A 25,660-nucleotide genomic window follows, 5' to 3' on the forward strand; every position below is an offset into this window, starting at 1 on the left:
CGCCTTGGAATGCGAATGGTAAACTTCACTAAGCCATAACAACGTCGTGCAACTAATGGAGGGACATTGACATGGAAGTGCTCAGGCAACTGCAAGTTTTTTTTCGCGAGAGGAGACATTATCTGTTTCTTTCCATTCTATGCCTAGCGATAGCGACGGCCCTGGGACTGGTGTATCCGAACCTGCTCCAAAGGCTCATTGATAACGCTATCATTCCTGGTGACTTCGAGAAAGTCCCGGTGCTGGCTCTGACTGTACTGGGAGTCGTGATCATCAAAGGGTTTATGCAATTTTTACATGGTTTTTTTGGTGGACGGCTAGGAAATTTTCTGGCGTATCGACTCCGCAATGCCTGTTACGAAAAGCTGCAATTTCTGTCCTTCAGATACTATGACACTGCCAAAACGGGAGATCTCATGTCCCGTCTGACCGGTGATCTGGAGGCGATTCGCAACTTTATCGGGTTTGGTTTTGCCCAACTCCTCAATGTGGTACTGATGGTCGTATTCGGCTCTATGATGATGCTGTATATCAACTGGCAGCTCACCCTCTTTACGATGATCAGCATGCCTTTGCTGCTCCTCGTCACATTTAAGTTTGAATCCCGAATTCATCCCACCTTTCAGGAAATGCGGATTGCGCTCAGCGCCTTGACGACAGCGGTACAGGAAAATATAACAGGGGTGCGCACCGTTAAATCTTTTGCCCGAGAATCCTATGAAGTTGAGAAATTTTCAATACGAAATGAACAGTATAAAAGTAATCAAATTCAGGCTGCTTCCTTGTGGAGTCGCTTCTTCCCCGCCATGGAGCTGATCGCTTCTGTTAGTGTAGTCCTTCTATTAGGCATGGGGGGCTATCTGGTCATTGTGAAGTCGATGACTCTGGGGCAGCTTGTCGCTTTTTTTAGCTTAATTTGGTATATTATCGGTCCGATCTGGAGCGTTGGCTTTCATATTAATAACTATACGCAGTCTAAGGCTTCCGGTGAACGGGTCTTGGAGCTATTGAATCAGCATGTTGATGTAACCGATGAACCTGACGCTCTAGCGCTTCATACTGAGCAGGTGAGGGGACATATTACGTTTGAACATGTCACGTTTGCTTACGGGAATAAGCTGCCCGCTGTTGCTGACATTAATCTGGATGCGCCACCGGGATCCGTCATTGGCATTTTGGGTGGAACGGGTTCAGGAAAATCGACCATTATTCAGCTCCTTATGCGGGCTTACAACGTGAATGCAGGGAGCATCAAGCTGGACGGAACGGATATACGCCATTTGAAAATTCGTGATTTGCGTGCTCAAATTTCTTCTGTGTTTCAGGAAACGTTTTTGTTCTCATCGTCTATCCGCAACAACATTGCTTATGGTTTAAGCCATGTCAGTATCGATGACATCATACGCGTTTCCAAGCTGGCTCAGGCACATGAATTCATTACCGAGCTACCGCTGGGTTACGATACCGTCGTCGGTGAACGTGGACTGGGGCTATCCGGGGGACAAAAGCAACGGATTGCCATCGCGCGCGCCCTGCTCAAAAATCCGAAAATTCTCGTACTCGATGATGCTACCAGTGCGGTCGATATGGAGACGGAGCATGAAATTCAGACCGGGTTTCAGGAGGTTATGCGTGGACGCACGACATTTATTATTGCTCATCGAATCTCATCACTTCGTCATGCCAATGAAATTGTGGTGCTTGAGGAAGGGGAAATTGTCCAGCGAGGAACACATGAACAGCTTATTGCCACTCCAGGCCCGTACCAGGATGTGTATCATATTCAATACGCCGATTACATAGACCAGGCCTCAGATGGTGTATCCGAAAGGCAGGTGAGACCATGAATATACCAGCAGAAAAAGCCAATCCGTTAAAAAAGCCCAAAAATGAACGTTTTGTGTATCAGGATGATGATGTCATTGACAAACCGTTTAACTGGTCAGAATTTAAACGTTTGCTTGCCTACATGAAGCCTTATGCCCGTCAGATCCTGCCGATCCTTCTGGTCATGATGATTCTCGGTACCATTACCAAGCTGACGGTTCCTTATTTGATCAGTCTGGCGATTGATAAGGCGATTACTCCCGCATGGCCGGCAATGCCCAGCGTGAAGTTGCTATTGATTATAACGGGTGCGGTGCTATTGCTATATTTGATTCAATGGGCAGCCAACACATACCGCATTAAATTCACCAATATTATCGGTCAACGCGTGATTTACGATCTGCGAGAGGATCTGTTTAAGCATATTCAAAAGCTTTCTTTCCATTTTTTTGATAAAAGACCGGCCGGGTCTGTATTAGTACGTGTGACGAATGACATTAACTCGCTACAGGATTTGTTTACGAATGGGGCAGTGAATGTCCTGATCGACTGCGTACAGCTTATGGGAATCATTGTCATTTTACTGCTAATTAACTGGAAGCTCGGCTTGGCGGTCATTGTGACCGTCCCCATCATGTTTTTGATCTCAACCAAGCTACGCGTGCGTATCCGTCGCGCCTGGCAGGAAGTACGCATGAAGAACTCACGCATTAACTCTCATCTGAATGAGTCCATTCAGGGGATTCGTGTGACACAGGCCTACACGCAGGAGCAGGAAAACATGGCTTTTTTCGATGACATGAACAGCTCCAGCAAAAGGTCGTGGGATAAAGCCTCCGCCATGAATCAGGTTTTTGGTCCGTTGATTGATATTACAGGAGGGCTGGGTACGCTGGTGCTCTTCTGGTTCGGGGCGCATCTGATTCAGACAGATCAGCTTACGGTGGGTCTGCTGGTTGCGTTTGCCAACTATGTAGGGAACTTTTGGGAGCCGATTAATCGCCTGGGTCAAATGTACAATCAGCTGCTGGTTGCGATGGCTTCATCCGAGAGAATATTTGAGTTTATGGATGAACAGCCGAATATTGCGAACAAGCCGGGAGCCAAGGATTTGCCGCTTATTCGGGGCGATATTCAATTTGAAAATGTGGTGTTTGAATATGAAAAGGGACGCCAGGCGCTTAAAGGCATTACTCTCTCTGTCGAGGCGGGCCAGTCCATTGCCCTTGTGGGTCATACCGGATCAGGTAAAAGTACAATCATTAACCTGCTCAGCCGTTTCTATGACATTACATCAGGGCGGTTGACCATTGACGGTCATGATGTGCGTGACGTGACGGTGGAGAGCTTGCGTAGCCAGATTAGCATCGTGCTTCAGGATACGTTTATATTTTCAGGTACGATTCGTGATAATATTCGTTTTGGCCGTTTGGATGCAACGGATGAGGAGATTGAAATGGCTGCGAAGGCGGTCAATGCTCATGAATTTATTATTCAATTACCGGGCGGCTATGAAACAGAGGTGGAGGAACGAGGTGGTATGCTGTCCATGGGTCAGCGGCAGCTGTTATCCTTTGCCCGGGCATTGCTTGCCAATCCGCGAATTCTTATTTTGGATGAGGCGACAGCCAGCATTGATACGGAAACAGAAATGAAAATTCAGGATGCCCTTCAGGTTCTGCTGAAAGGAAGAACGTCTTTTATGGTCGCCCACCGTTTGTCTACCATTCGGAATGCCGATCATATTGTTGTACTGGACCACGGAGAGATTCAGGAAAGTGGTAATCATGAACAATTGATGAAAAAACATGGAATATATCGGGGGCTGGTGGAAGCACAGTTCAGATTTTTGTAAAAAAAAGATCAAAAAATCGCGCTTTTTGTAAATTTTAATGCCGAGCACTATTGCATTCTTGAAGCTAAACCCTGAAAATAAAGATGAAAAGAGATCAGAGCAATATCGTCAGAGGGGGAAGAGTTCAAGATGTGGGGTGCTCCTTTTTCTGCCAACGCTAAGAAGATGCTGCTGCTGGGCAGCGGAGAATTGGGAAAAGAAGTCATTATTGAAGCTCAGCGGCTTGGCGTGGAGTGTATTGCTGTAGACCGGTATGAATTGGCTCCAGCAATGCAGGTGGCCCATCGTTCTCACTGTCTGGATATGCAGGATGCTGAGACGTTGAAGGCACTAATTCGCAAGGAAAAGCCCGACATAATTGTACCTGAAATCGAAGCTATTGCTACGGGTGCTTTGGAAGAATTGGAGCAAGAGGGATTTCACGTAGTACCAACAGCCCGGGCCGCCCGTCTTACAATGGACCGGGAGGGCATTCGCAGGCTTGCCGCCGAGAAGTTGCAACTTCCGACCGCCGCCTACCGCTTTGCAGATGATTTTGAGCAGTTGCGGTCAGCGGTTCATGAGCTTGGAACGCCCTGCGTGGTTAAGCCCTTGATGAGCTCGTCAGGTAAAGGACAGTCTGTATGCCGGACACCTGAAGATGCAGAAGACTGCTGGAATACGGCGCTGGAAGGCGCACGTGCCAAAACAACACGTGTCATTGTTGAAGCTTTTGTCCCATTTGAAAGCGAAATTACGTTATTGACCGTCAGATCGGTTTCAGGCACGACTTTTTGCCCACCGATTGGCCATATTCAGAAAGACGGGGATTATGTCGAATCCTGGCAACCTCATGGTATGACGGACAAGCAGCTTTCAGAGGCAGAGGACATTGCACGTACGATTACGGATGAATTGGGTGGTTACGGCTTGTTTGGCGTTGAGCTGTTTTTAACGGCTGATGGCGTCATATTCAGTGAGGTATCCCCTCGTCCGCATGATACTGGAATGGTAACAATGATTACGCAGGATTTGTCGGAATTTGCGCTTCATGTGCGGGCCATTCTCGGTTTCCCGGTGTCGTCAGTTACGCTGCTTACACCAGGGGCCTCGGCTACCTTGAAGGCAGAATTGGCTACGCGGGATTTCGCAATAAGTGGTATGGATGATGCTTTGTCGTTACCCCGGACACAGGTGCGAGTGTTCGGGAAGCCTGAAACCAAGCCGGGACGCCGGATGGCTGTAGCGCTTAGCGCTGCAGGAGATGTGGAGACAGCACGGAAGACGGCCAAAGAGGCTGCTAATATGCTGAAAGTGGAGGTAAATCATGTCTAACAATGTGATGATTCCAGTACTGACAATTCGTTCCGTAGAGCTTGGCGATTGCGAAGCCGTAACTGGATTGCTAAGAGAAGTCGGATACCCGATGACTTGTGGCGTAATGAAAGAGGTTATGGGAACAACGCAGGAGGACAGTCAAGCGAATATGATGGTTGCAGAAATGGATGGTCGTGTTGTCGGAGTAATCGGCATGCATACGGCTCAAAGTTTGGCTTATCCTGATCCTGCTGTACAAATCACCATGCTGGTCGTGAATGGGGAGTGTCGCGGCGAGGGCATTGGCAGACGTCTGGTGGCTTGTGGTGAAGATTGGGGACGTGCGCAAGGATGCTATCATTTATTCATTACTGGAGCGAATAACCGCATCAAACAGGTAGAGGCCAGAGCCTTCTACAATCGAATTGGCTTTGAGAAGCAAGGCTACCGTTTCAGCAAAAAGCTCAAATAGCTGTCTGCTTAAAGCGAAAATTATATACAGTCTTATTATCCGTATATCAGTCCCGTGTTGGCTATTGCCAAGCGGGGCTATTTTTATTTCCAACTTTTATACCATTGATCCTTCTATGAAACATGTTATACTGCTAGAGTAAAGATTACAAAGTTGTAACCGCCCATGTTCAGTGCGAACATGTAATGCACCAAAACATTTATACAACAAGGAGATGACGAAATGAAGAATATGTTGAAAAAAACACTGGTGATGGGAAGTCTAAGCGCCGTTTTATCCGCAGGATTCATCGTTCCGGCATCAGCAGCACCGGCTGATGATTTGTCAGCGCAGCTACAACAGTGGCTACAAAATAACGGATATAACGTTCAATTGTCCAATGGGACGACGACAATTACGAAGAACACAACAACGGATTGTTCTGGACAGGACAAGGCTAACACTAACACTCAAGCAGCTAATCCTTCTTCGGGTAAGCAAGTAACCAAACAGGGGAACCAAAACGCTTCACAGTCTGCTAACAAGCAGCAGAATCAAGCTCAGAACACCAATACAGGTGCAGGTCAGTCCGCAGGATCGAATGCACAGCTCAGCAAGTCTCAATTTGCAGCAGAGGTTGTAAAGCTGGTAAACAACGAGCGCAGCAAAAATGGTCTGAAGCCACTGACTTCCGATGCGAAGCTTACCGAAGTGGCTTTGGCTAAAGCGAAGGATATGAGTACTAATAATTACTTTGATCATACGTCTCCGACCTACGGCTCACCATTTGATATGATGAAGAAATTCGGCGTAAGTTATACGTATGCGGGTGAAAATATTGCAATGGGACAACAAACACCACAAGCAGTGATGAAGGACTGGATGAACAGTCAGGGACACCGTGAAAATATTCTGAAGCCAGAATATACGCAAATCGGTGTGGCTTACTACAATGGATATTGGGTACAGGAGTTCACACGTAACTAAAAACGATAACTAATAACGATAGCAAGACGCATTTGTAGCACTTATATAAAGCGACATCGCGTTAATCCAAAGGCCTGCTGACACGTTCAGCGGGCCTTTGATGTCATTATTTATCGAATAGTATAGAAGCATTGCTTGTATGCAAAAACAGGCATAAAGGACATCAATATAGTATGATAGCAGCAAGCAGCATAGATAGATACTACTTATAGAAAGCCAGGTGAACAATTGAGCTACGAAATCGTGCATGAAGGTGCCTTTGCCATGCTCAAGGTGCAATTGAGCCCCGGAGAAACCATTAAAGCGGAAATGGGAGCGATGGTTTCCATGTCTTCCAGTGTGGACATCAAAGGAACAGTGGATGGTGGACTGTTGCGTGGTTTGGGGCGGATGCTGAGCGGGGAAAAATTCTTTTTTCAAGAGCTGAGGGCAGCTCGGGGGCCGGCAGAAGTGCTGCTCGCCCCAGCCAGTATAGGAGATGTACAAGCTGTGGAGCTGGACGGCTCATACAGGCTGTTGGTGCAAAAGGATGGTTTTCTGGCGTGTACAGAAGGCATCGAGGTCAGTACCAAAATGCAAAACCTGATGAAAGGACTATTTTCTGGCGAAGGCTTTTTTATCGTTGAAATCAGTGGTCGGGGTACGGTGTTTCTGTCCTCTTATGGAGCTATTTATCCGCTGTATGTTGCGCCCGGAGAGGAGCGCATTATTGATAATGCTCATCTGGTGGCATGGCCAGACTATATGGATTATAAAATTGAGAAAGCATCGAAAGGCTGGTTGTCCAGCGTAACGAGTGGAGAAGCGCTTGTATGCCGGTTTCGCGGTGAAGGAACGGTGTTGATCCAGAGCCGGAATCCGGGCAGTTTTGGACAATGGATCAAGAGTTTTATACCTGATAGCAAATAGTTTTCCAGCTTTACCGCGTAAACAAGTAGGCATCGTATAAGGATGGCAATTCGCCATTCTTTTTTTTACATACTTGGGAAAAATAATATATGATATTCACAAAAGTTTCACACAATCGAAGCTCAAATTATGTTCTTTTCTTTTTTTCACAGGTGTGCTTCATGAATCCCAGAACGGTTTATTTGCAAAATGATATGAGAAGCTTTATGTTTATTTAACTAAGCTATCAGGAGGGAACACGAGTGAATTCATCAAAATGGATATGGCGGTCTGTCGGTTCCATTTCCATCGCCGCTACACTGCTATTATTATACGGATTTATCGCCGCAGTGCGAAGTATCACGGCTCCAGAGCCGATGGTTAGCACTCCACCTGTAAATACTGGTTCATCGCAGACACCAGCTGCGCCATCTGTTACTACTCAGACGGGAGAGTTTCGGGTAGCTGCCATTGGCGATTCGCTGGCCAAGGGAACGGGGGATGACTCCGGCAGTGGTTTTGTGCGTCGATCGGTGAGCTTGTTAAATGGTCAGGAAGGTCATAAGGCGCAGCTCATCAACAATCTGGGGATCAATGGACTGACGACTCAAGGACTATTAGCCAAGCTGGATGAGCCTGGTGTGTCTTATGTGCTAAAGAAGGCTAACGTTATTATTGTCTCGATTGGTGGCAATGATTTATTTCAGGGTGCACAGGCTGCCCAGACTGGTAAAGAGCCGCCTACACTTAGCAGTTTGCGCAAAGCCTTGCCTGAAGCCTCCAAACGTCTGCAAAAAGCCCTGACCAAAGTTGGGAAAATCAATCCGAAAGCTAAAATTATCTATGTCGGACTGTATAATCCATTTAGTGACCTGCCTGAAATGAAGGTGCCCGGCAACCTTGTTGTAACAGAATGGAATTTGGCAGCCATGGCGATTACCAACCAAAACAGTAATATGACGCTGATTCCAACTTTCGATTTATTCCAGCAAAATCTTCCAGTCTATTTGTCATCAGATCATTTTCATCCCAACGGACAGGGCTATCAAGCGATCGCTGAACGGATAGCACAGGGATTTGCAGTTGCAGCGACGAAGGATACCAATCATGCAGATCGTGAGCAACAACCTGCCAACAGCCAGCCGGCTGAAGTGACGAAGGGAGGGAACAAGGAATGAGCATCCAACCTGTCGACAAGACCGGAGCAGAAGCAACGCAGGATTCGACATCTGCCGATACAGCGTCCAGCTTCCATTCCACGAGCCAGCTTGGCAGCGTAGACCAAGACAGAAGCGACAACGAAACGGTTCTCTCTGTTCAACACGTCAAGAAACGTATCAAACGTAAAATGATTATTCATGATGTAACATTCGACGTTCGTGCGGGTGAGATTTTTGGTTTTCTCGGCCCGAATGGCGCCGGAAAAACGACGACGATTCGTATGCTGGTCGACTTAATTAAGCCTACGGAAGGGACGATTACGGTATGCGGCCACAATGTGAACCGTGATCCGGAGCAGGCTTTACGGCATATCGGCTCGATCGTAGAAAATCCAGAGGTATACAGCTATTTGACAGGTTGGGAGAACCTGGAGCATTTTGCCCGCATGCAGCCTGATGTAGACGAACAGCGTATCCGCGAGGTAGTTGAGCTGGTTCGTCTTGACCGTCGTATCCATGATAAGGTAAGTACGTATTCACTGGGGATGCGCCAGCGTCTTGGCATAGCTCAAGCCCTGCTTGGCAGACCGAAGCTGCTTATTTTGGATGAACCGACGAATGGCCTGGACCCCAAGGGAATTAAGGAAATGAGAGCTTTTATCCGTCTGCTCGCTTCCGAGGGCATGGCAGTGTTTGTTTCCAGTCATTTGCTCAGCGAAATCCAGTTATTATGTGATCGAGTGGCTATTATTAGTCGGGGAAAGGTGCTGGCTGTCGGTGGTGTGCGGGAATTAGTCGAAACGCATTCGCGTATGGCCGTGTGGCAATTGGAACCTTTTGATCAGGGATTGGCCCTATTGCAAAAGTCCCCATTTGTGAAAATCATTACAAATGCCGATGAATTAATTGATGACAGCATTGTTGCTGCCAGCGGAGACAAGGCCATTTTTACAGAAATGGATGAAGAGCATATTGCGGAGCTAGTTGCACAAATGACAGCTTCCGGTATTTCCGTTAAAGGTGTAACCAAAATCAACCCTACACTGGAGCAGCTATTCCTGAAAATGACGGAAGGTGAGATACTTGAATAACATTTTACCGCTCATACAAAATGAAACTCTGAAAATTATCAAGAAGAAACGATTTTATGTCATTTTACTTGTTTTGCTTGTGTTAGTGCCGATTTTTACGTACGCTCAATTGAAAGTAGCAGAAAATAATCGTGAGAAATTCGGCAATGATTGGCGGCTGGAGTTGCGTCAGGCGATTACCGATAACCAAAACTCGCTTGGCAGCGACCGGGTTCCCGAGGAATGGAAGACCTATCGGCGGGTTTTTGTCCAGCAGATGCAATATTATCTCGAAAATGACGTGAATCCAAATGAGCCAAGTGGCGTAACCTTTACCAGAGAGTTTATGGATAATTCCATTAATCTGTTTGTTCCATTGCTGATTATGGCGATTGCCTCGGACCTGGTTTCAGGAGAACGGACGACAGGCACGATAAAAATGCTGCTGACCCGTCCTGTCAGGCGGTGGAAAATACTGCTGAGCAAGCTGCTGACACTGTATATGTTTGTTTCGCTCATCATTTTGAGTGTATTCGTGATTAGTTACCTCATCTCAGGCTTGTTTTTTGGCTATCGCGGTTTCAATGTGCCTGTATTTACCGGCTTCCAAATTGTTGGCTCGGCGGTGGATGTATCTGCGGTTCATGCAATTCCACAATGGTATTATTTAATGCTGCAAGCCGGCTTGATCTGGTTTGTCAGTCTCGTGGTGGCATCGCTGGCCTTTATGGTATCTGTTCTGGTACGTAGTACGGCGGCTAGTATCGTGGTCATGATGGCTGCACTTATTTCGGGCACTATTTTAACGAATATGGCTTCATCTTGGCAGAGCGCAAAATATTTATTTATGGTTAACCTCGAATTAACCGATTATTTATCTGGAAGCCCCGCTCCGATTGAGGGGATGACCTTGCCGTTTTCTTTAACTGTGCTGGGCATTTGGGGGGGAGTGGCGTTGATTGTTTCATTCGCCGTCTTTACGAAACGGGATATATTGAATTAAAATGGACAAGGTAAAAGAAAACATCTGTTTGCATTTCTGGTGAAAATCATCAGAAATAAGGCAAAACACGGTTATGATTAGACAAAGGGGGAGCATGAATGGTCGACAAAATCGACTTGTCTGCGGAAGCGTCCGGCACTCAGAACGGAGCTTTAGAATATGGCGCGGACGACATTCAAGTGCTCGAAGGGCTTGTGGCAGTACGCAAACGGCCGGGCATGTACATTGGGAGTACCAGCTCTTCGGGGCTGCATCATTTGGTATGGGAAATTGTAGACAACGCGGTGGATGAACATCTCGCCAAGTTTTGCTCTCGCATTGATATCACAATGCATAAGGACGGTTCTGTTACGGTAACAGACAACGGGCGCGGTATTCCGACTGGAATGCACAAAACGGGAATTCCGACGCCTCAGGTTGTATTCACCATTTTGCACGCCGGAGGTAAATTTGGCGGTTCGGGATACAAAAAGTCCGGAGGTCTGCACGGTGTGGGTGCGTCTGTAACGAACGCTCTTTCGGAATGGCTTGAAGTGGAAATTTACCGGGACGGCAAGATTCACCGTCAGCGGTTTGAATATTGGCAGGACAAGAAGGGCGTGGAGCATGTAGGGGAACCGACCACAGGCCTTGAAGTGCTGGGCAATACCAACAAGACAGGCACGAAAATTACATTTAAACCGGATATTCGCGTTTTCCAGGCAGGCATTCACTTTAACTACGATACGCTGGCTGAGCGTCTTCAGGAAATTGCTTTTCTGAATTCGGGACTTCGTATTCAGCTTAAAGACGAACGCAGCGGGAAGTCAGATGAATATTATTATGAGGGTGGAGCAAGCCAGTTTGTTGCTTTTCTGAATGAGGGCAAGGATGTTCTGCATGATGTTATTCACTTTAGTGCTGAAAAAGAAGACATTGAAGTGGAAATTGCCATTCAGTATAATGCGGGTTATACAGAGACGATTGCTTCGTTTGTTAACTCTATTCCGACACGGGGTGGGGGGACGCATGAGACAGGATTCAAAACCGCTTACACTCGGGTCATGAATGATTATGCACGCCGAACCGTGATGCTGAAGGAAAAGGATAAAAATCTGGAGGGCAATGATCTGCGTGAGGGCATGATGGCTGTCATCAGTGTCAAGATGGCTGAGGTTGAATTTGTCGGTCAGACCAAGGACCAACTGGGCAGTGCTTCGGCACGGAGTACGGTGGATGCCATCGTATCTGAGCAGATGCAGCGTTTTCTGGAAGAGAATCCGCAGATCGCGCAGACCTTGATCAAGAAGGCCATTCAGGCCTCCAGAGCGCGCGAGGCTGCACGTAAGGCCCGGGACGAAATGCGTTCAGGCAAGAAGCGTAGTGAAAGCTCGAATCTGAACGGCAAGCTGTCGCCTGCGCAGTCCAAGGATTTTACACGCAATGAGCTGTTTATCGTGGAAGGTGACTCGGCCGGGGGCTCGGCCAAACAGGGACGGGATTCCAAAATTCAGGCTATTTTGCCGTTAAAGGGCAAGCCGATGAATCCGGAGAAATCCAAACTGGCGGATATTATGAAAAATGATGAGTACCGTGCTATTACAGCAGCGATTGGTGCGGGGGTAGGAACCGAGTTTTCGCTGGAAGACAGCAATTATTCAAAAATCATCATTATGACCGATGCTGATACGGATGGCGCGCATATTCAAGTGCTGCTGTTGACGTTTTTTTATCGGTACATGAAAGAGCTCATAGACGCAGGACGCATATATATTGCTCAGCCGCCATTGTATAAAATAACTCGCAAGTCGGGTAAGCTCGAAACCGTACGCTATGCATGGACTGATGAGCAGCTTGAAAATTACTTGAAAGAATTTGGACGGAATTTTGAGCTTCAACGCTATAAAGGACTCGGGGAGATGAACCCTGATCAGTTATGGGAAACGACAATGAATCCCGAGTCACGCACCCTGTTGCGCGTTCAGATTGAGGATGCTGCCAAGGCTGAACGCCGTGTGTCCACATTGATGGGTGATAAGGTGGATCCGCGCAAGCGCTGGATCGTGGAAAACGTGGATTTCACGGAATACGTAGAGTAGTGTTATTAAATGAGGTGTAGACATGAGCTTATCGGAGCAATTTTTGCCAGCGAATTTGGAGGAAATGGTCGGTGACCGCTTCGGCCGATATTCCAAATATATAATTCAGGATCGGGCGATACCTGATGTACGGGACGGATTAAAGCCCGTGCAACGCCGGATTCTGTACTCGATGTACGATTCGGGGAATACACCGGAAAAAGCATATCGTAAATCCGCCAAAACCGTTGGGGACGTTATGGGTAATTACCATCCTCACGGTGATTCATCTATTTACGATGGGATGGTACGGATGGCGCAGCCTTGGAAAATGAGCCACGTACTGGTGGATGGTCACGGCAACTGGGGTTCCCAGGACGACGATCCTGCGGCAGCTATGCGTTACACGGAGGCGCGCTTGTCTCCGATCGCAATGGAAATGCTGCGTGATATCGAAAAACGTACGGTTTTGTTCAAGGATAACTTTGATAACTCGGCAAAGGAACCTGTTGTGCTGCCATCCCGTTACCCGAATCTGCTGGTGAACGGCTCCAGCGGGATTTCAGCGGGATTTGCAACCGAGATACCAACGCATAGTTTGCGTGAGGTCATTGACGCCACCATCGCAGTGATGGAAAAGCCGGAGATTGAGCTGGAAGAGATTATGACCTTTATTAAGGGTCCGGATTTCCCCACTGGCGGACTGATTATGGGTGGCGAAGGCATCAAGGAGGCTTACAGAACAGGCAAAGGACGTATTTATATCCGTTCCAAGACGGAAATTCAATCCTTGCGTGGAGGTAAGCAGCAACTGGTCATTACAGAGATTCCTTACCAGATTGTCAAATCCAGACTTGTAACCGCAATGGAGAATATCCGTCTGGAGAAAAAGGTGGAAGGAATTGCCGAGGTTCGTGACGAGAGTGGGCGAAATGGCCTGCGTATTGTTGTGGAACTGAAGAAGGAAGCTGATGCGGAAGGGATTTTGGCGTATCTGCTGAAAAAAACCGATCTCCAGGTGGCATATAATTTCAATATGGTTGCTATTGTGAATAAAGCGCCGCACCAGCTTGGATTAAAGTCCATTTTGGAAGCGTATATCGCTCATCAACGTGAGGTTGTTACAAACCGTATCCAATACGAGCTGGAAAAGGCGGAGGATCGCGCCCATGTACTGGAAGGTTTGGTCAAGGCGCTGAACATTCTGGATGAAGTCATCGCGGCTATTAAAGCTTCTAAAAATCGCCAGGATGCGCAAAATAATTTGCAATGGATGTTTGGCTTTAGCGAACGTCAGGCGGATTCGATCTTGACCTTGCAATTGTACCGTCTTACAAATCTTGAAATTACCACTCTCGAAAAAGAGCTGGCTGACATTCAGAAAAAAATCGCTCAATACCGCTCTATTCTGGAAAGTGACCGCAAGCTGATCAGTCTGATCCGCAAGGAACTTCTCGAAATTCGTGAAAAGTACGGTATGGATCGTCGTTCCGAGATACAGGGTGAGGTAGAAGAGATTAAGGTGAATCTGGAGGTCATGGTTGCGGCAGAGGACGTGCTGCTGACCCTCTCGAAAGATGGCTATGTGAAGCGTACAAGTATGCTGTCGTTCACTCGGTCCGGCGGGGAGCGTTCCAATTCCGGTGTTAAAGAAGGAGACTATATTACCCAATTCCTTGATGTGAACACACTGGATGTACTGCTCGTCTTCACCCAGCGTGGACAATACTTTTTGCTGCCTGTACATCAGATACCTGAGTATAAGTGGAAGGAGCCAGGCACTCCGATTGTCAATGTTATTTCGCTATCGAAGGAAGATCGTATCGTAAGCGTTATTCCGGTCAAAAACATGGAGGAAATCGGCAAAAGTCTGGTGTTTTTAACCAAAAAAGGGCAAGTCAAGCGAACAGAACTGACAGAATATGCTACAAAGCGCTCCAGTGCCGTAGCCGCCTGCAAGGTGGTAGGGGACGATGAGATCGTATCAGTAACGTTAAGCGACAATACCAAGGATATCATGCTGATTACCCGTGCGGGGATGAGCATACGCTTCAAGGAGCAAGAGGTTAATGCCATGGGCCGCGTTTCGGCTGGTGTCAAAGGGATACAACTGGCGGAAGGCGATGAAATTGTGGCAGCGCTGTGGGTGGAAGAGGATGAAGGAGAGGTGCTGGTGCTAACCGAATCCGGTTATGGCAAGCGTACACTTCTGCTCGATTATCCTTCTCAGGGAAGAGGCGGTAAAGGAATCGCCACCTTCGAATTCAAGGAAGGCAAGCGGGTACGTTCGAATGGAACTCGAATCGTGGCTGCCTTCTATTGCCGTGAAGCTATTCAGTTGCAGGTCATCACTTCAGAAGGACAAATGTTGTCGTTCCTTTCAGAAAAAGCTCCGCTAGCCGACCGTAAGGATACGGGTAAGCTGCTCGCTCCTGTGGAAAAGAAAGACGAAATTGTGAACGTGCTGCAGCATAGTGAGCCGCAGACTTCACAGTCCGTAGAATAATTGTGAAGTCAAGCGCTGTTTAGCTCGAAAAAGAGAGGTCCTCACGTGCCAATCCGGCACGAATGAGGACCTTTTTGCCGTCATGCTGTCGAACCTTGAAAAGCCTCCAAAACCGGAGTGAGACTTCCTTCCCGTTTTCAATGAATGCCCCAAAAACAGCAGGAAACCAGGGGGAAGTGGCGAAAATTTAATGTGATGAAATACAATCCGGACGGTGGCCGATGCGGTAACTTTGTTTTTTTACCGATCCTGTTATTCAAAGGAGTGAGGCAAAATGCAAACGATCGAATTTGCGAAAATCTGGTCCAGAATGGCTAAGGATTACAAGGCTCATATGGAGCAGCAGTTGGCTCCATCACTAACTGAGGCTCAGCTCACGGTGCTGGAGGTTCTGAACGAATACGGCCGCATGAAGCCGTCTCAATTGATCCCGTATCTGGCCACCACCCCTGCGGCGATTACAATGCTGCTGGATCGAATGGAGCGGAATCGACTGGTCACCCGTTTTAGAGACGTAAAGGACCGCAGAATTGTATGGATTGTCATATCAGATCAAGGTAGAGAAGAGGCGGAACGCGGTTTGCAGATCCGTGATGATTTTTTGGGCTCCGCACTAAACCGGATTTCTCAGCATAATCAAAATTTGCTGGTCTATTTGTTGGGTAAAATCACAACAAAGACGAAAACTTCAGTATCGACAAGTGAGGCAGCGGGAGAAAAGGAACAAATCGAGCAAGCAGAGTAACACACATCTCTAATAGCAATTACGATCGTGCGGATAGAAATGTCCATGAGGGCATTTCTATCCGCATTTTTTGTACTACAAACAGGCGGTCATTGGGTTAAAGTTGACATATACATAGAAAGTGATAAAATTAGTTATAACTTAATAACATTTTGTATGCGAATAGTTGCTTGATTATGTATATGAAGTGTAATGGGAAATGGGAAGAAGGATGGTTCCAATGGAGGACAGAGAGAAGGAAAGACTTGAGGTGTACCGGATTATTCAGTCGATCAGAGAGGTTAACAAAACGATATTTCACGCCTTCTGGAATGAAGAACGGCATTTGGATCTGACTGCCATTCAGCATTTGGTGCTGTCTGTTTTGAATAAACGGCCCAGCATTGGGTTATCTGAGCTGGCGGACATCGCCCGTATGGGGCACAGCTCCATGAGCGGCGTGATTGATCGTCTGGCGAAAGCCGGGTATGTCGCTCGTGAACGAGATGAGCATGATCGCAGATCATTGGTGCTGTCCCTGACGCCCAAAGGAAAAGATACTATGCAAAAAGTGGATGTGATGTGGATGGAACGCATCCTGCCTATTTTAGACATTCCAAAGGAGCAGCTGGACATGGTTCTGGATATCCACAAGCAAATGATTATGAAACTGACATCGAAGGGAATGAATCAACTTGAGCAGTCCTCAAATGACACTACCAGGTAACGTGCGCAGGGCGCCGATTGTGGCCGCTCTGTTGATTGGCGCGTTTGTCGCCATTTTAAACCAGACATTAATTAGTGTGGCTCTACCCAAAATGATGAACGATCTGAATGTAGATGCCAACGTGGCCCAGTGGCTTAGCACGGGTTTTATGCTCGTGAACGGAGTGTTGATCCCGGTGACCGCATTTTTGATTGCCCGTTTCTCCACCCGCAAATTGTTTATTAGTGCGATGATTATTTTTTCAATAGGTACGCTGTTGTGTGCTATAGCACCAAGTTTTAGTATTCTGCTGATTGGACGGCTTATTCAGGCCGCAGGTGCAGGCATTATGATGCCTTTAATGATGGTCGTTATCTTGAACATCTTTCCGATAGAGCGCCGTGGAAGGGCGATGGGCACACTCGGGATTGCGATGGGCTTTGCCCCAGCCATTGGACCAACCCTATCAGGTTATATTGTTCAAAATTATGATTGGCGGGTATTATTCTGGATTATTTTGCCGATTTCAATCATTTCGGTGATCATTGGGGCTGTTTTTCTGAAAAATGTAACGGAGCAGTCTAAGCCTAAGCTGGATATTCCGAGCATCATTCTATCTACACTCGGGTTTGGCGGATTGTTATATGGCTTTAGTGATGCGGGAACATCAGGCTGGGGAAGTGTCCCGGTTTTGTCTACGCTTATCGTTGGGACGATTGCGCTTATCCTGTTTATTGCCCGCCAACTGAAGGTTGATGAACCGATGCTGGAGTTCCGTATTTTTAAATACGATGTGTTCAGCTTGACGACGATTATTAATGTTATTGTGACGATGGCTTTGTACGCTGGTATGATATTGCTGCCGATTTATTTGCAAAATATTCGCGGTTTTTCGCCGCTCCAGTCCGGTATGCTCATGTTGCCGGGAGCGATTCTAATGGGGATTATGTCTCCGGTGACGGGAGTGATCTTTGACCGAATCGGAGCGCGCTGGTTGTCTGTCATCGGCTTGTTGATTATGGTTGTGACAACTTGGGAGTTTACACGGTTGACCGAATCAACCACCTATTTGACACTGTTAATAAATTACACGGTACGGATGTTTGGGATGTCATTGCTGATGATGCCGATCCAGACAGCCGGCTTGAATCAGCTTCCGCAACGATTAAATGCGCATGGTACGGCGATGAGTAACACGCTGCGTATGATTTCCGGCTCCATAGGGACGGCAATTCTGGTGACGGTGATGTCGACCCAAACCAGCAACCGTCTGACAACGATGGTTGCATCCGAAGGACTCAACGTTACGAACAAAGCGGAGATGCTGGCAGCAGGCAATCAGGCTACGATTTATGGTATTAACTCGGCCTTTATCATTGCAACTCTGCTGAGTGTGACAGCTCTGATTTTAGCGTTTTTCATCAAAAACACGAATGCTCAAAACACTCAACCACGTCAACAACTGGTGAACAGCAAGCAAGGACAAACCGTGGTTTCCTCGTCATAAGGAGGAGAGTACTGAAAAATTTTCCGCACAAAATAACCCGCAGTGCATGTTTGTTTGATACATGCACTGCGGGTTATTCTTGCGTATTGATTGACGATATCAAAAGCTACATGGAACAGGGCTTGTCCGCTTAATTTTCAGGCATAATCATGCTCTCATAGAGCGACACAGGCCACTCGCTCCACGGAAATTGGGCGGGAGGCAGCGAGTGAAAGCTCATATCCTCTTTGCTGACTGGATGCGGTGCTCCGGCAAGCAAGGACCAGAGTGCGAGCTGTTGACCGGGGCGGCTCAGGCTGCCGCCATATTTTTGATCTCCGTAGAGAGGACAGCCGATCGCCTGCATTTGCACACGAATCTGGTGCGAGCGTCCGGTATGCAGTTGAATCTGGACCAGACTGAGCCCATCTACTTGCCCAAGCACGCGATACTCCAAAATAGCTTCCTTGGCACCAGCCGTACCGGGCCGAACAGCTTGAACGGTGTTCGTGCGGCTATCCTTTAGCAGGTAATGGGTCAGACGACCTTGCGGAGCTGTGGGAACACCATTCAGGACGGCTGTATACATTTTGCGAAAATGACGACCTCGAACCGACTCTGACAGCCGCGAAGCAGCTTTGGATGTCTTGGCAAAGATCATGGCTCCGCCTACAGGGCGATCCAGTCTGTGAACCAGACCCAAAAAAACGTTGCCAGGCTTATTGTGTCTGATTTTAAGGTCTTCCTTGAGCAACGACAGCAGATCAGGATCTCCGCTGGCATCCTCTTGTGTCGGAACATTGACGGGCTTTACAACCGCCAAAACATGATTGTCCTCATATAAAACAGGAATATTTGGCTCTGCATGCCCGTGTCGGGTAAGTTCATCTGGAGTCATAAAGGGAATTAAGCCTCCCAGCGTCCGAGAATACCGCAAGGTAAATTCAATCCAGAACGCGTGATTGGTAATCCGATTTCACCAGCGCTAATTTGCCCGCCGTATTTTTGTTGCATGGTCATGCTCAGCATGTTATGCAGTACGGTAGGGGAAATACCGGTGGTATAGGAGTTGATCAGCACAAACAACGGTTGATCCGAGATGATGCTCATGCAGGATTCCAGAAACGGATACAGGCTTTCTTCAAGCTTCCAGGTTTCTCCGTTTGGTCCGCGTCCGTAAGAAGGAGGGTCCATAATAATCGCATCATAACGGTTGCCTCTGCGCTGTTCCCGTTGCACGAACTTAAATACGTCATCCGTAATAAAGCGTACCGGACGGTCAGCCAAGCCGGACAAATGTACATTTTCCTTCGCCCACTGTACCATGCCTTTGGCAGCGTCCACGTGCACTACGCTCGCTCCGGCATACGCTGCGGCAGTAGTGGCTCCCCCTGTGTAGGCAAACAGGTTCAGTACGGATATCGGTCTGCCTGCCCCTTTGATTTTATCCATCATCCAGCTCCAGTTCGCTGCCTGCTCCGGAAAAAGACCGGTATGCTTGAAACTGGTCGGTTTAATGTGGAATTTAAGCGGTCCGTAGCTGATCGTCCAGCGCTCAGGGATAGGCTTTTTCATGTCCCATTGGCCGCCTCCGGAAGAGCTGCGGTGGTAATGCCCATGAACATTGCGCCATTCGGCTGTTTCCTGGGTCAAAGGCCATATAATTTGCGGATCGGGACGACGCAGGACAATATCGCCCCAGCGCTCCAGCTTTTCGCCACCGCCTGTATCCATAACTTCATAGTCTTTCCATCCTTGTGCTACATACATGTACAATCCATCCTTCAGCAGTCATTTCAGGATCCCGGCAGCACGCTGCACAAAATCCCCATATGGAGTCTATTGTACAACAAAGCTTAACAACAATCGAATGATTCCATCAAAGTAGCAGGGCGGAGGACAGAACAAAAATATTTTTTTCAGATGTACTTGTAATTAGAGCGCTTCCATATTAAAATGAAGTCAATCCCACTTGTACGTACAACTATTCCATTTTTCAGTACATTAATGAAAAATGGAATGGATTGTACGTACATAATAATTTTTTTTATGACACTGCTGCAATTATACTTATTTCCTGACAGGAGGAATTTTGAATTATGAAACCGTTTAAATTTTGGTTTGCTACAGGAAGCCAGCATTTGTATGGACCCGAAACGCTTGATCAGGTACAAGAGCATTCCCGCAAAATTGTAGAAGGATTGAACCGTAGTGGTCATCTGCCGTTTGAAGTTGTATTGAAACCTGTACTGACGAATTCCGACTCAATCCGTCGTTTGATTATTGATGCGAATGGGGATGACCTGTGTGCAGGGATTATTACCTGGATGCATACGTTTTCTCCAGCGAAGATGTGGATTGCCGGCTTGACTCGTTTGGCGAAGCCTTTGCTGCATCTGCACACTCAATTTAACCGTGATATCCCTTGGGATAGTATCGACATGGATTTTATGAACCTGAATCAATCCGCACATGGTGACCGCGAATTTGGCTTTATCGGTGCCCGTTTGGGTGTAGCGCGCAAAGTGGTTGTTGGCTATTGGGAGGAAGAAGGAGTTCAAAAACGTATTGGCAGCTGGATGTCCACAGCGGCTGCTTATAGCGAAAGCCAAAACCTCAAAGTAGCACGTTTTGGTGATAATATGCGTGAAGTTGCAGTTACCGATGGTAACAAAGTAACGGCTCAAGCCCAATTAGGCTGGTCGATCAACGGCTACGGCGTGGGTGATCTGGTTGAAATCGTTAATAACGTGACGGAAGGCGAAATCAGTGCATTGTTCGAAGAATACAATGAACTGTATGAATTGTCTGCAGCAGCGAAGCAGCCAGGAGCAGTTCGTGATTCCATTCTGGAACAGGCTCGTATTGAATTAGGCATGAAGAAGTTTTTGGAGGCTGGAGACTTCGGAGCCTTTACCACAACATTCGAGGATTTGCATGGACTGAAGCAACTGCCTGGTTTGGCTGCTCAACGTTTGATGGCTCAAGGCTACGGCTTTGGCGGTGAAGGTGACTGGAAAACAGCAGCATTGACGCGCCTGATGAAGCTGATGGCTAACAATGTGGATACTTCCTTTATGGAAGACTATACCTACCATCTAGCAGCAGGTAATGAACTAATTATGGGATCACATATGCTGGAGGTGTGTCCTACCATTGCTGTAAACAAACCGCGTATTGATGTTCAACCATTGGGTATTGGCGGTAAAGCCGACCCGGCTCGTCTTATTTTTGAAGGTAAACCAGGTAACGCACTTGTAGCGTCCATTATTGAACTGAAAGGCCGTTTCCGTCTGATCATTAACCAAATTCAGGCTGTGGAAAACAAAAATAATATGCCTAAGCTGCCTGTAGCCAGCGTTTTGTGGAAGCCAGAGCCTTCGCTCGAAGTATCCGCAGAAGCATGGATTCATGCAGGGGGAGCACATCATACGGTATTGTCCTATGCTGTAACCACTGAGCAATTGCTGGATTATGCTGAACTGACAGGCATAGAAGCTGTTGTTATTGATAACAACACGAATATTCGCCAGTTCCGTCAGGAGCTGCAATGGAATGAGTTGTACTGGCGCAACAAATAAGTAAAAACGATAAATAAGCAGGCTCCTTATAAAAGCTGCTTATTCATAGGTTGGATCAGCAAACAGCCGCATGTGATGCGGCTGTTTTGCGTATGTTTTTAGCATAGATAAAAGCTTTGTTCGAAATTAACATTTGACAATGAGAATCATTATCAAATATTATTTGAGTAATAGGGAATGAAAGCATCCCATATTTCAAGTAAAGGTGAGGGATGAACTTGAGTAAAATTTTGATTGCTTATGCCAGTTTGACAGGTAATACTGAAGAAATTGCGGAATTGATTGCCGAGGGCGTTCGCCAAGCAGGCCATGAGGCAGAATTAAAGGCTTCATATGATTGCAACGCGCAGGAATTGCTCGATTATGATGGTTTCCTGCTGGGTGTATATACTTGGGGAGATGGTGAGCTTCCTGATGAATTTTTAGATTTTTACGAGGAAATGGACGAACTTGATCTGTCAGGCAAAAAGACGGCTGTATTTGGCAGTGGAGATACTTCTTATGAGCAATTCTGTGGTGCGGTTGATTTGGTGGAAGAAAAAGTTAAAGAACGCGGCGCTTCAGTGATTCAGGAGAGCCTGAAGATTGAATTCAACCCATTGGATGATGACAAGGAAAATTGCCGGGCCTATGGAAGACAATTTGCACAGGCGGGTATTGGAGTGTCCTGAGATGAGAGTGAGGGATAGGTATGCGTAATAGCGATAGCTTAAGCGGTTATCCTCTTCTGCACGACTATCAGCTTGAGGAGATGTGGAGAACGCCGCAGCCAATCCATCCGTCACAGGCCAAACGCGGGCGTGAGGGCTGGAATTGGCGGCAGCGGGTTCAATATGCGGTAGGGCATGCGCTGAACGAATACTTTGGAATGGAAGTAGAGGTGCGGCGGGAAGTCCCCGTCCAGTATGTGCTGGAGAAATGGTGGCCCAGGCAGGCAAACGGCTTTGAATCGTTGTTCCACTATTGGGACATCAAAAATAAAGTGTCAGGCGAGCTGTCTAAAATATGTGCCTTAAACAAGGACCTGCTCACGCCAGTGATGCTGTATGAACAATTTTGTACGCCAGTGCCTGAACTCAAGGTCGATATTTCGCTGATTGTTCAGGTTGCCTGGCAGCTATCAGCCGGAGCCGATTCCTTACTGATTCAAAAGTATATGGTGGACTATAATCCTAATGTCATTCATACATTTCAACATTTGACGAATGTATTTTGTCATTATGCATTTGGAGCGCTACCACAGCTTATTGAGGTATATTGTCTGCTGGAAGGCAAGAAGGTTCGCTTTATTCCAGGGCCCGCTTCTTTACAGCAATCTTTGGATTACGTACAGCTTTTGCGTGATTCCAGAGACGATGTGCATAGGAGCATAGCACGCTGCCATTGCGGAAATTGCATGGGACAGCCACGATCCCGAGATCATGGAACCGCCAAGAACAAAAAAGAGGAGCAGGAGTCCAAAAATTGCAAAGAACGGTCATTTGGGCCTGTGCTTTTCTCTTAGTGTGCTTGGAAAATACTTAAAATTCGAATTATTTTATTTCGTGAAGGGCCTTGGAGACAAGGTTCTTTTTTGTGAAAAAAATTTATGAAAAAAATGAAAATTTGTATTGCCTGAATAGATAAATATATCTATAATATTTCAATGTACGATATTTATATGAAAATATTTAAATATGAAGAAGACGGGTTGTGAGCATAGATCGGCTTTTCCTATGTACATAGAATAAGTCCTGTCTTTTTGCATGGTATGTAGCCATGCGTATTTTACGTTCTAAATTTGGTTTAATGGCCTAATATTTCAATTTTAAAATATTAGCGTTGAATAATAAAAATTTTTTGGACAACAGGGGTGGAACAAGTGAGTAAGAAAACTGTATTGCCGATTCTCATCGTACTGCTCATTCTGAGCGGCGGAGCTATTGGCTATTATTATTGGTATCAGGCAACACACTTTGTTAAAAGTGACGATGCGCGTATTCAAGCCGATCAGTATAAGGTGATGCCGCAAATTTCCGGAGAGATTAGCCATATTGATGTGGAAGAAGGCGATGTGCTGCAGCGAAATGAACCGATTGCCGAGCAGGATGTATCGGGACTGGATGCAAGTATGATTAGCAAGTCTGTACTGCGTGCGCCGATTAACGGAACTGTGATTAAGATTTATTCAAAGGAGCACGAAATCGGAACACCGGGTAGTGCTGTAGCGACTATGGTTGATATGAACAGCCTGTATGTGTCCACGAATATTGAAGAAACCGATATTAACCGTATTAAACCAGGGCAGCTTGTTGATATTACGCTGGATGCAGCAGGTGACCAGGTCATTCAAGGTAAGGTTCGCAAAGTGGGCGAGGCTTCAAATGCAGTGTTTTCGCTCGTTCCTGCTGTGAACACAAGTGGTAACTTTAATAAGGTCACTCAACGTGTGCCTGTAGAAATTGCCGTGAACAAGCCAAAGGATTTGAAGCTCATTCCTGGAACGAACGTGGAAGTAAAAATTCATACATCTTAAAAAGGAGGGGTCCATGTGGCTGCCAATGAAACCGCTGCTGCTCCTTCGACAGATTCTTCCAAAGAACGCTGGCTTGCCTTTTTCGCTATCGTTTTAGGCGCCTTTGTCGCCATTCTGAACAACAGTCTGATCAATGTCGCCATTCCCCGATTGACGACGGATTTAGGATCAACGACGACACGTATTCAGTGGGTTATTACAGGTTACACGCTTGCATCCGGCGTAATCGTCCCGATTACCGGATATATGGAGCAGCGTATCGGATACAAAAAGTTTTTGATACTTGCCCTCAGCGTGTTCTCGCTGGGAACAGGAGTATGTATTTTTGCATGGAGTGATTCTTCCCTGATCGCGGCGCGTGTACTGGCTGGTCTGGGCGGCGGTGTCATTATGCCGCTGAGTATGACGATTATTTACAAAATCATGCCGCGTGAACAAATTGGGATGTCCCTTGGTATATGGGGGATCGCCGCAATGGCGGCGCCAGCTGTAGGACCTACGCTGAGCGGCTACTTAATTGAATGGTTTAACTGGCGCTTCTTGTTTATTGTCAGTCTGCCTGTTGCTTTATTTGCCATTTTAATGGTTATCCTCCTCATCAAAGAGCCGCCTAAAGTAAAGCCGAAGCCGTTTGATCTACCGGGCTTTTTGCTGGCTGCAACTTGCGCTGGAACTCTTTTGTACGCACTGACAAACGGTCAGCGTGATGGCTGGACTTCTTTTGGAATCGTATCCCTGCTGTTTATTGCTTTCTGGGCACTTGTCTTTCTCATCTATGTAGAAAGCGGCAAGGATAATGCTGTAATTGAAATTTCATTATTCAAGAATTCAAAATATACGATTAGTGTTATTGCCTCCAGTCTGGTCATGATGGGGATGTACGGAGGAACGTTCTTAACACCGCTATTTTTGCAAAATATTCAGCGTGTGTCGCCGATTGATACCGGTATTATCCTCATTCCACAGGCCATTGCCATGGCGGCGATGATGCCTATTGCCGGGCGGTTGTTCGATAAGTTCGGTATTGTGCCTCTGGGTCTTGTAGGTCTGACGCTAACCAGCTTTATGACGTATCACCTTCATCAGCTTACGCCAGATACTTCGCATGCCTGGCTGGAAACGGTCATGGCGTTACGGGGGCTGGGAATTGGTATTTGTATGATGCCATTATCCACGGTCGGGATGAACGCTGTTCATCCAAGCAAGGTAGCCAATGCATCTACAGCATCCAATCTGGTACGTACCGTGGCTGCATCTATGGCGATTGCGGTGCTGACCGCGATTATGCAAAGCCGTTCGGCAGCTCATGCCCAGCAAATTTCCGAGTCCATTACACAAGACTCGGCTCATACGCTACAAGCGACACTGGGCAGCTCATGGATGTCATCCATAAGTAGTTTAATCACACTGGATGCTACATCGAGAGGAATTGGGGATACGTTCCTCATTTCATCCATACCGCTGTTTTGCACAATTCCACTCATCTTTTTGTTTATTCAGAGGAAGAAAGCAGAGACACAGCCGGAAGCTTAATCATGAGAAGTACAA

21 protein-coding genes are annotated in these 25,660 nt (G+C 46.9%); 19 read left to right on the plus strand and 2 right to left on the minus strand.

Going from position 1 to position 25,660, the window contains the following annotated elements:
• Window positions 1–71: 71 nt before the first annotated feature.
• From KQI_RS0106100 to KQI_RS0106165, 14 genes are all read left to right on the plus strand, one after another.
• On the plus strand, window positions 72–1,847 hold the full coding sequence (locus KQI_RS0106100) for an ABC transporter ATP-binding protein (RefSeq protein WP_010345860.1): 1,776 nt from the start codon (window positions 72–74) through the stop codon (window positions 1,845–1,847).
• The gene (locus tag KQI_RS0106105) at window positions 1,844–3,682 is read left to right on the plus strand and encodes an ABC transporter ATP-binding protein (protein WP_010345862.1); all 1,839 of its coding nucleotides are present in this window, start codon (window positions 1,844–1,846) and stop codon (window positions 3,680–3,682) included. Before KQI_RS0106100 ends, KQI_RS0106105 begins: the two co-directional genes overlap by 4 nt.
• Window positions 3,683–3,811: 129 nt before the next feature.
• The gene (gene purT, locus KQI_RS0106110) at window positions 3,812–4,996 is read left to right on the plus strand and encodes a formate-dependent phosphoribosylglycinamide formyltransferase (protein ID WP_010345863.1); all 1,185 of its coding nucleotides are present in this window, start codon (window positions 3,812–3,814) and stop codon (window positions 4,994–4,996) included.
• Window positions 4,989–5,450, plus strand: coding sequence for a GNAT family N-acetyltransferase (locus KQI_RS0106115; protein WP_010345864.1), 462 nt, complete (start codon window positions 4,989–4,991; stop codon window positions 5,448–5,450). Before purT ends, KQI_RS0106115 begins: the two co-directional genes overlap by 8 nt.
• Before the next feature lie 222 nt (window positions 5,451–5,672).
• Window positions 5,673–6,416, plus strand: a complete 744-nt coding sequence (locus tag KQI_RS0106120; RefSeq protein ID WP_010345865.1) for a CAP domain-containing protein — start codon at window positions 5,673–5,675, stop codon at window positions 6,414–6,416.
• A 228-nt stretch (window positions 6,417–6,644) separates the two neighbouring features.
• Window positions 6,645–7,325 (plus strand): TIGR00266 family protein, encoded by a 681-nt coding sequence (locus KQI_RS0106125; protein ID WP_007430731.1) that lies wholly within the window; start codon window positions 6,645–6,647, stop codon window positions 7,323–7,325.
• Window positions 7,326–7,567: 242 nt separating this feature from the next.
• Window positions 7,568–8,482, plus strand: coding sequence for a GDSL-type esterase/lipase family protein (locus KQI_RS0106130; RefSeq protein ID WP_010345867.1), 915 nt, complete (start codon window positions 7,568–7,570; stop codon window positions 8,480–8,482).
• A complete protein-coding gene (locus KQI_RS0106135) occupies window positions 8,479–9,555 on the plus strand; it encodes an ABC transporter ATP-binding protein (protein ID WP_010345869.1) in 1,077 nt (358 codons plus the stop codon). The genes KQI_RS0106130 and KQI_RS0106135 overlap by 4 nt, the downstream gene beginning before the upstream one ends.
• Entirely contained in the window at window positions 9,548–10,537 is a 990-nt protein-coding gene (locus tag KQI_RS0106140; RefSeq protein WP_010345870.1) for an ABC transporter permease, read from the plus strand. Before KQI_RS0106135 ends, KQI_RS0106140 begins: the two co-directional genes overlap by 8 nt.
• Window positions 10,538–10,635: 98 nt before the next feature.
• Window positions 10,636–12,615 carry a DNA topoisomerase IV subunit B gene (gene parE, locus KQI_RS0106145; RefSeq protein WP_010345871.1) on the plus strand — a complete coding sequence of 660 codons (1,980 nt, stop codon included), beginning with the start codon at window positions 10,636–10,638 and terminating at the stop codon, window positions 12,613–12,615.
• Window positions 12,616–12,637: 22 nt separating this feature from the next.
• Window positions 12,638–15,100 carry a DNA gyrase subunit A gene (gene gyrA, locus KQI_RS0106150; protein ID WP_010345872.1) on the plus strand — a complete coding sequence of 821 codons (2,463 nt, stop codon included), beginning with the start codon at window positions 12,638–12,640 and terminating at the stop codon, window positions 15,098–15,100.
• Window positions 15,101–15,374: 274 nt separating this feature from the next.
• Window positions 15,375–15,845 carry a MarR family winged helix-turn-helix transcriptional regulator gene (locus KQI_RS0106155; RefSeq protein WP_010345874.1) on the plus strand — a complete coding sequence of 157 codons (471 nt, stop codon included), beginning with the start codon at window positions 15,375–15,377 and terminating at the stop codon, window positions 15,843–15,845.
• Window positions 15,846–16,065: 220 nt separating this feature from the next.
• On the plus strand, window positions 16,066–16,551 hold the full coding sequence (locus KQI_RS0106160) for a MarR family winged helix-turn-helix transcriptional regulator (RefSeq protein WP_010345875.1): 486 nt from the start codon (window positions 16,066–16,068) through the stop codon (window positions 16,549–16,551).
• Window positions 16,535–18,037 carry a DHA2 family efflux MFS transporter permease subunit gene (locus KQI_RS0106165; RefSeq protein WP_010345876.1) on the plus strand — a complete coding sequence of 501 codons (1,503 nt, stop codon included), beginning with the start codon at window positions 16,535–16,537 and terminating at the stop codon, window positions 18,035–18,037. Before KQI_RS0106160 ends, KQI_RS0106165 begins: the two co-directional genes overlap by 17 nt.
• A 130-nt stretch (window positions 18,038–18,167) precedes the next feature.
• Here the strand turns inward: KQI_RS0106165 and KQI_RS0106170 are convergent, their stop codons facing one another.
• Together KQI_RS0106170 and KQI_RS0106175 are read right to left on the minus strand one after the other, a co-directional pair.
• Complete coding sequence (locus tag KQI_RS0106170; RefSeq protein ID WP_010345877.1) at window positions 18,168–18,914, minus strand: RluA family pseudouridine synthase; 747 nt, start codon at window positions 18,912–18,914, stop codon at window positions 18,168–18,170.
• 8 nt (window positions 18,915–18,922) lie between these two features.
• Window positions 18,923–19,786 (minus strand): class I SAM-dependent methyltransferase, encoded by an 864-nt coding sequence (locus tag KQI_RS0106175; RefSeq protein WP_010345879.1) that lies wholly within the window; start codon window positions 19,784–19,786, stop codon window positions 18,923–18,925.
• A gap of 329 nt (window positions 19,787–20,115) precedes the next feature.
• Between KQI_RS0106175 and araA the strand changes: the two genes are divergently transcribed.
• From araA to KQI_RS0106200, 5 genes are all read left to right on the plus strand, one after another.
• Window positions 20,116–21,597: an L-arabinose isomerase gene (gene araA / locus KQI_RS0106180; protein ID WP_010345880.1), complete on the plus strand. Its 1,482-nt coding sequence runs from the start codon at window positions 20,116–20,118 to the stop codon at window positions 21,595–21,597.
• Window positions 21,598–21,809: 212 nt separating this feature from the next.
• On the plus strand, window positions 21,810–22,268 hold the full coding sequence (locus tag KQI_RS0106185; protein WP_039774261.1) for a flavodoxin: 459 nt from the start codon (window positions 21,810–21,812) through the stop codon (window positions 22,266–22,268).
• Window positions 22,269–22,288: 20 nt separating this feature from the next.
• Window positions 22,289–23,101, plus strand: a complete 813-nt coding sequence (locus KQI_RS0106190) for a hypothetical protein (protein ID WP_010345882.1) — start codon at window positions 22,289–22,291, stop codon at window positions 23,099–23,101.
• Window positions 23,102–23,458: 357 nt separating this feature from the next.
• Window positions 23,459–24,112 carry an HlyD family secretion protein gene (locus tag KQI_RS0106195; RefSeq protein ID WP_007430717.1) on the plus strand — a complete coding sequence of 218 codons (654 nt, stop codon included), beginning with the start codon at window positions 23,459–23,461 and terminating at the stop codon, window positions 24,110–24,112.
• Window positions 24,113–24,127: 15 nt separating this feature from the next.
• Window positions 24,128–25,645: a DHA2 family efflux MFS transporter permease subunit gene (locus tag KQI_RS0106200; RefSeq protein WP_010345883.1), complete on the plus strand. Its 1,518-nt coding sequence runs from the start codon at window positions 24,128–24,130 to the stop codon at window positions 25,643–25,645.
• Window positions 25,646–25,660 lie beyond the last annotated feature (15 nt).

The sequence above is a fragment of the Paenibacillus peoriae KCTC 3763 genome, assembly GCF_000236805.1.
GTDB lineage: Bacteria > Bacillota > Bacilli > Paenibacillales > Paenibacillaceae > Paenibacillus > Paenibacillus peoriae.

Bases quoted from the DNA above. Each gene is read 5' to 3' on its own strand.
- KQI_RS0106115 (WP_010345864.1), top strand. From the start codon at position 4,989: ATGTCTAACAATGTGATGATTCCAGTACTGACAATTCGTTCCGTAGAG.
- purT (WP_010345863.1), top strand. From the start codon at position 3,812: ATGTGGGGTGCTCCTTTTTCTGCCAACGCTAAGAAGATGCTGCTGCTG.
- gyrA (WP_010345872.1), top strand. From the start codon at position 12,638: ATGAGCTTATCGGAGCAATTTTTGCCAGCGAATTTGGAGGAAATGGTC.
- parE (WP_010345871.1), top strand. From the start codon at position 10,636: ATGGTCGACAAAATCGACTTGTCTGCGGAAGCGTCCGGCACTCAGAAC.
- KQI_RS0106100 (WP_010345860.1), top strand. From the start codon at position 72: ATGGAAGTGCTCAGGCAACTGCAAGTTTTTTTTCGCGAGAGGAGACAT.
- KQI_RS0106175 (WP_010345879.1), bottom strand. From the start codon at position 19,786: ATGTATGTAGCACAAGGATGGAAAGACTATGAAGTTATGGATACAGGC.
- araA (WP_010345880.1), top strand. From the start codon at position 20,116: ATGAAACCGTTTAAATTTTGGTTTGCTACAGGAAGCCAGCATTTGTAT.
- KQI_RS0106185 (WP_039774261.1), top strand. From the start codon at position 21,810: ATGAACTTGAGTAAAATTTTGATTGCTTATGCCAGTTTGACAGGTAAT.
- KQI_RS0106170 (WP_010345877.1), bottom strand. From the start codon at position 18,914: ATGACTCCAGATGAACTTACCCGACACGGGCATGCAGAGCCAAATATT.
- KQI_RS0106105 (WP_010345862.1), top strand. From the start codon at position 1,844: ATGAATATACCAGCAGAAAAAGCCAATCCGTTAAAAAAGCCCAAAAAT.
- KQI_RS0106165 (WP_010345876.1), top strand. From the start codon at position 16,535: ATGACACTACCAGGTAACGTGCGCAGGGCGCCGATTGTGGCCGCTCTG.
- KQI_RS0106135 (WP_010345869.1), top strand. From the start codon at position 8,479: ATGAGCATCCAACCTGTCGACAAGACCGGAGCAGAAGCAACGCAGGAT.
- KQI_RS0106160 (WP_010345875.1), top strand. From the start codon at position 16,066: ATGGAGGACAGAGAGAAGGAAAGACTTGAGGTGTACCGGATTATTCAG.
- KQI_RS0106155 (WP_010345874.1), top strand. From the start codon at position 15,375: ATGCAAACGATCGAATTTGCGAAAATCTGGTCCAGAATGGCTAAGGAT.
- KQI_RS0106190 (WP_010345882.1), top strand. From the start codon at position 22,289: ATGCGTAATAGCGATAGCTTAAGCGGTTATCCTCTTCTGCACGACTAT.
- KQI_RS0106120 (WP_010345865.1), top strand. From the start codon at position 5,673: ATGAAGAATATGTTGAAAAAAACACTGGTGATGGGAAGTCTAAGCGCC.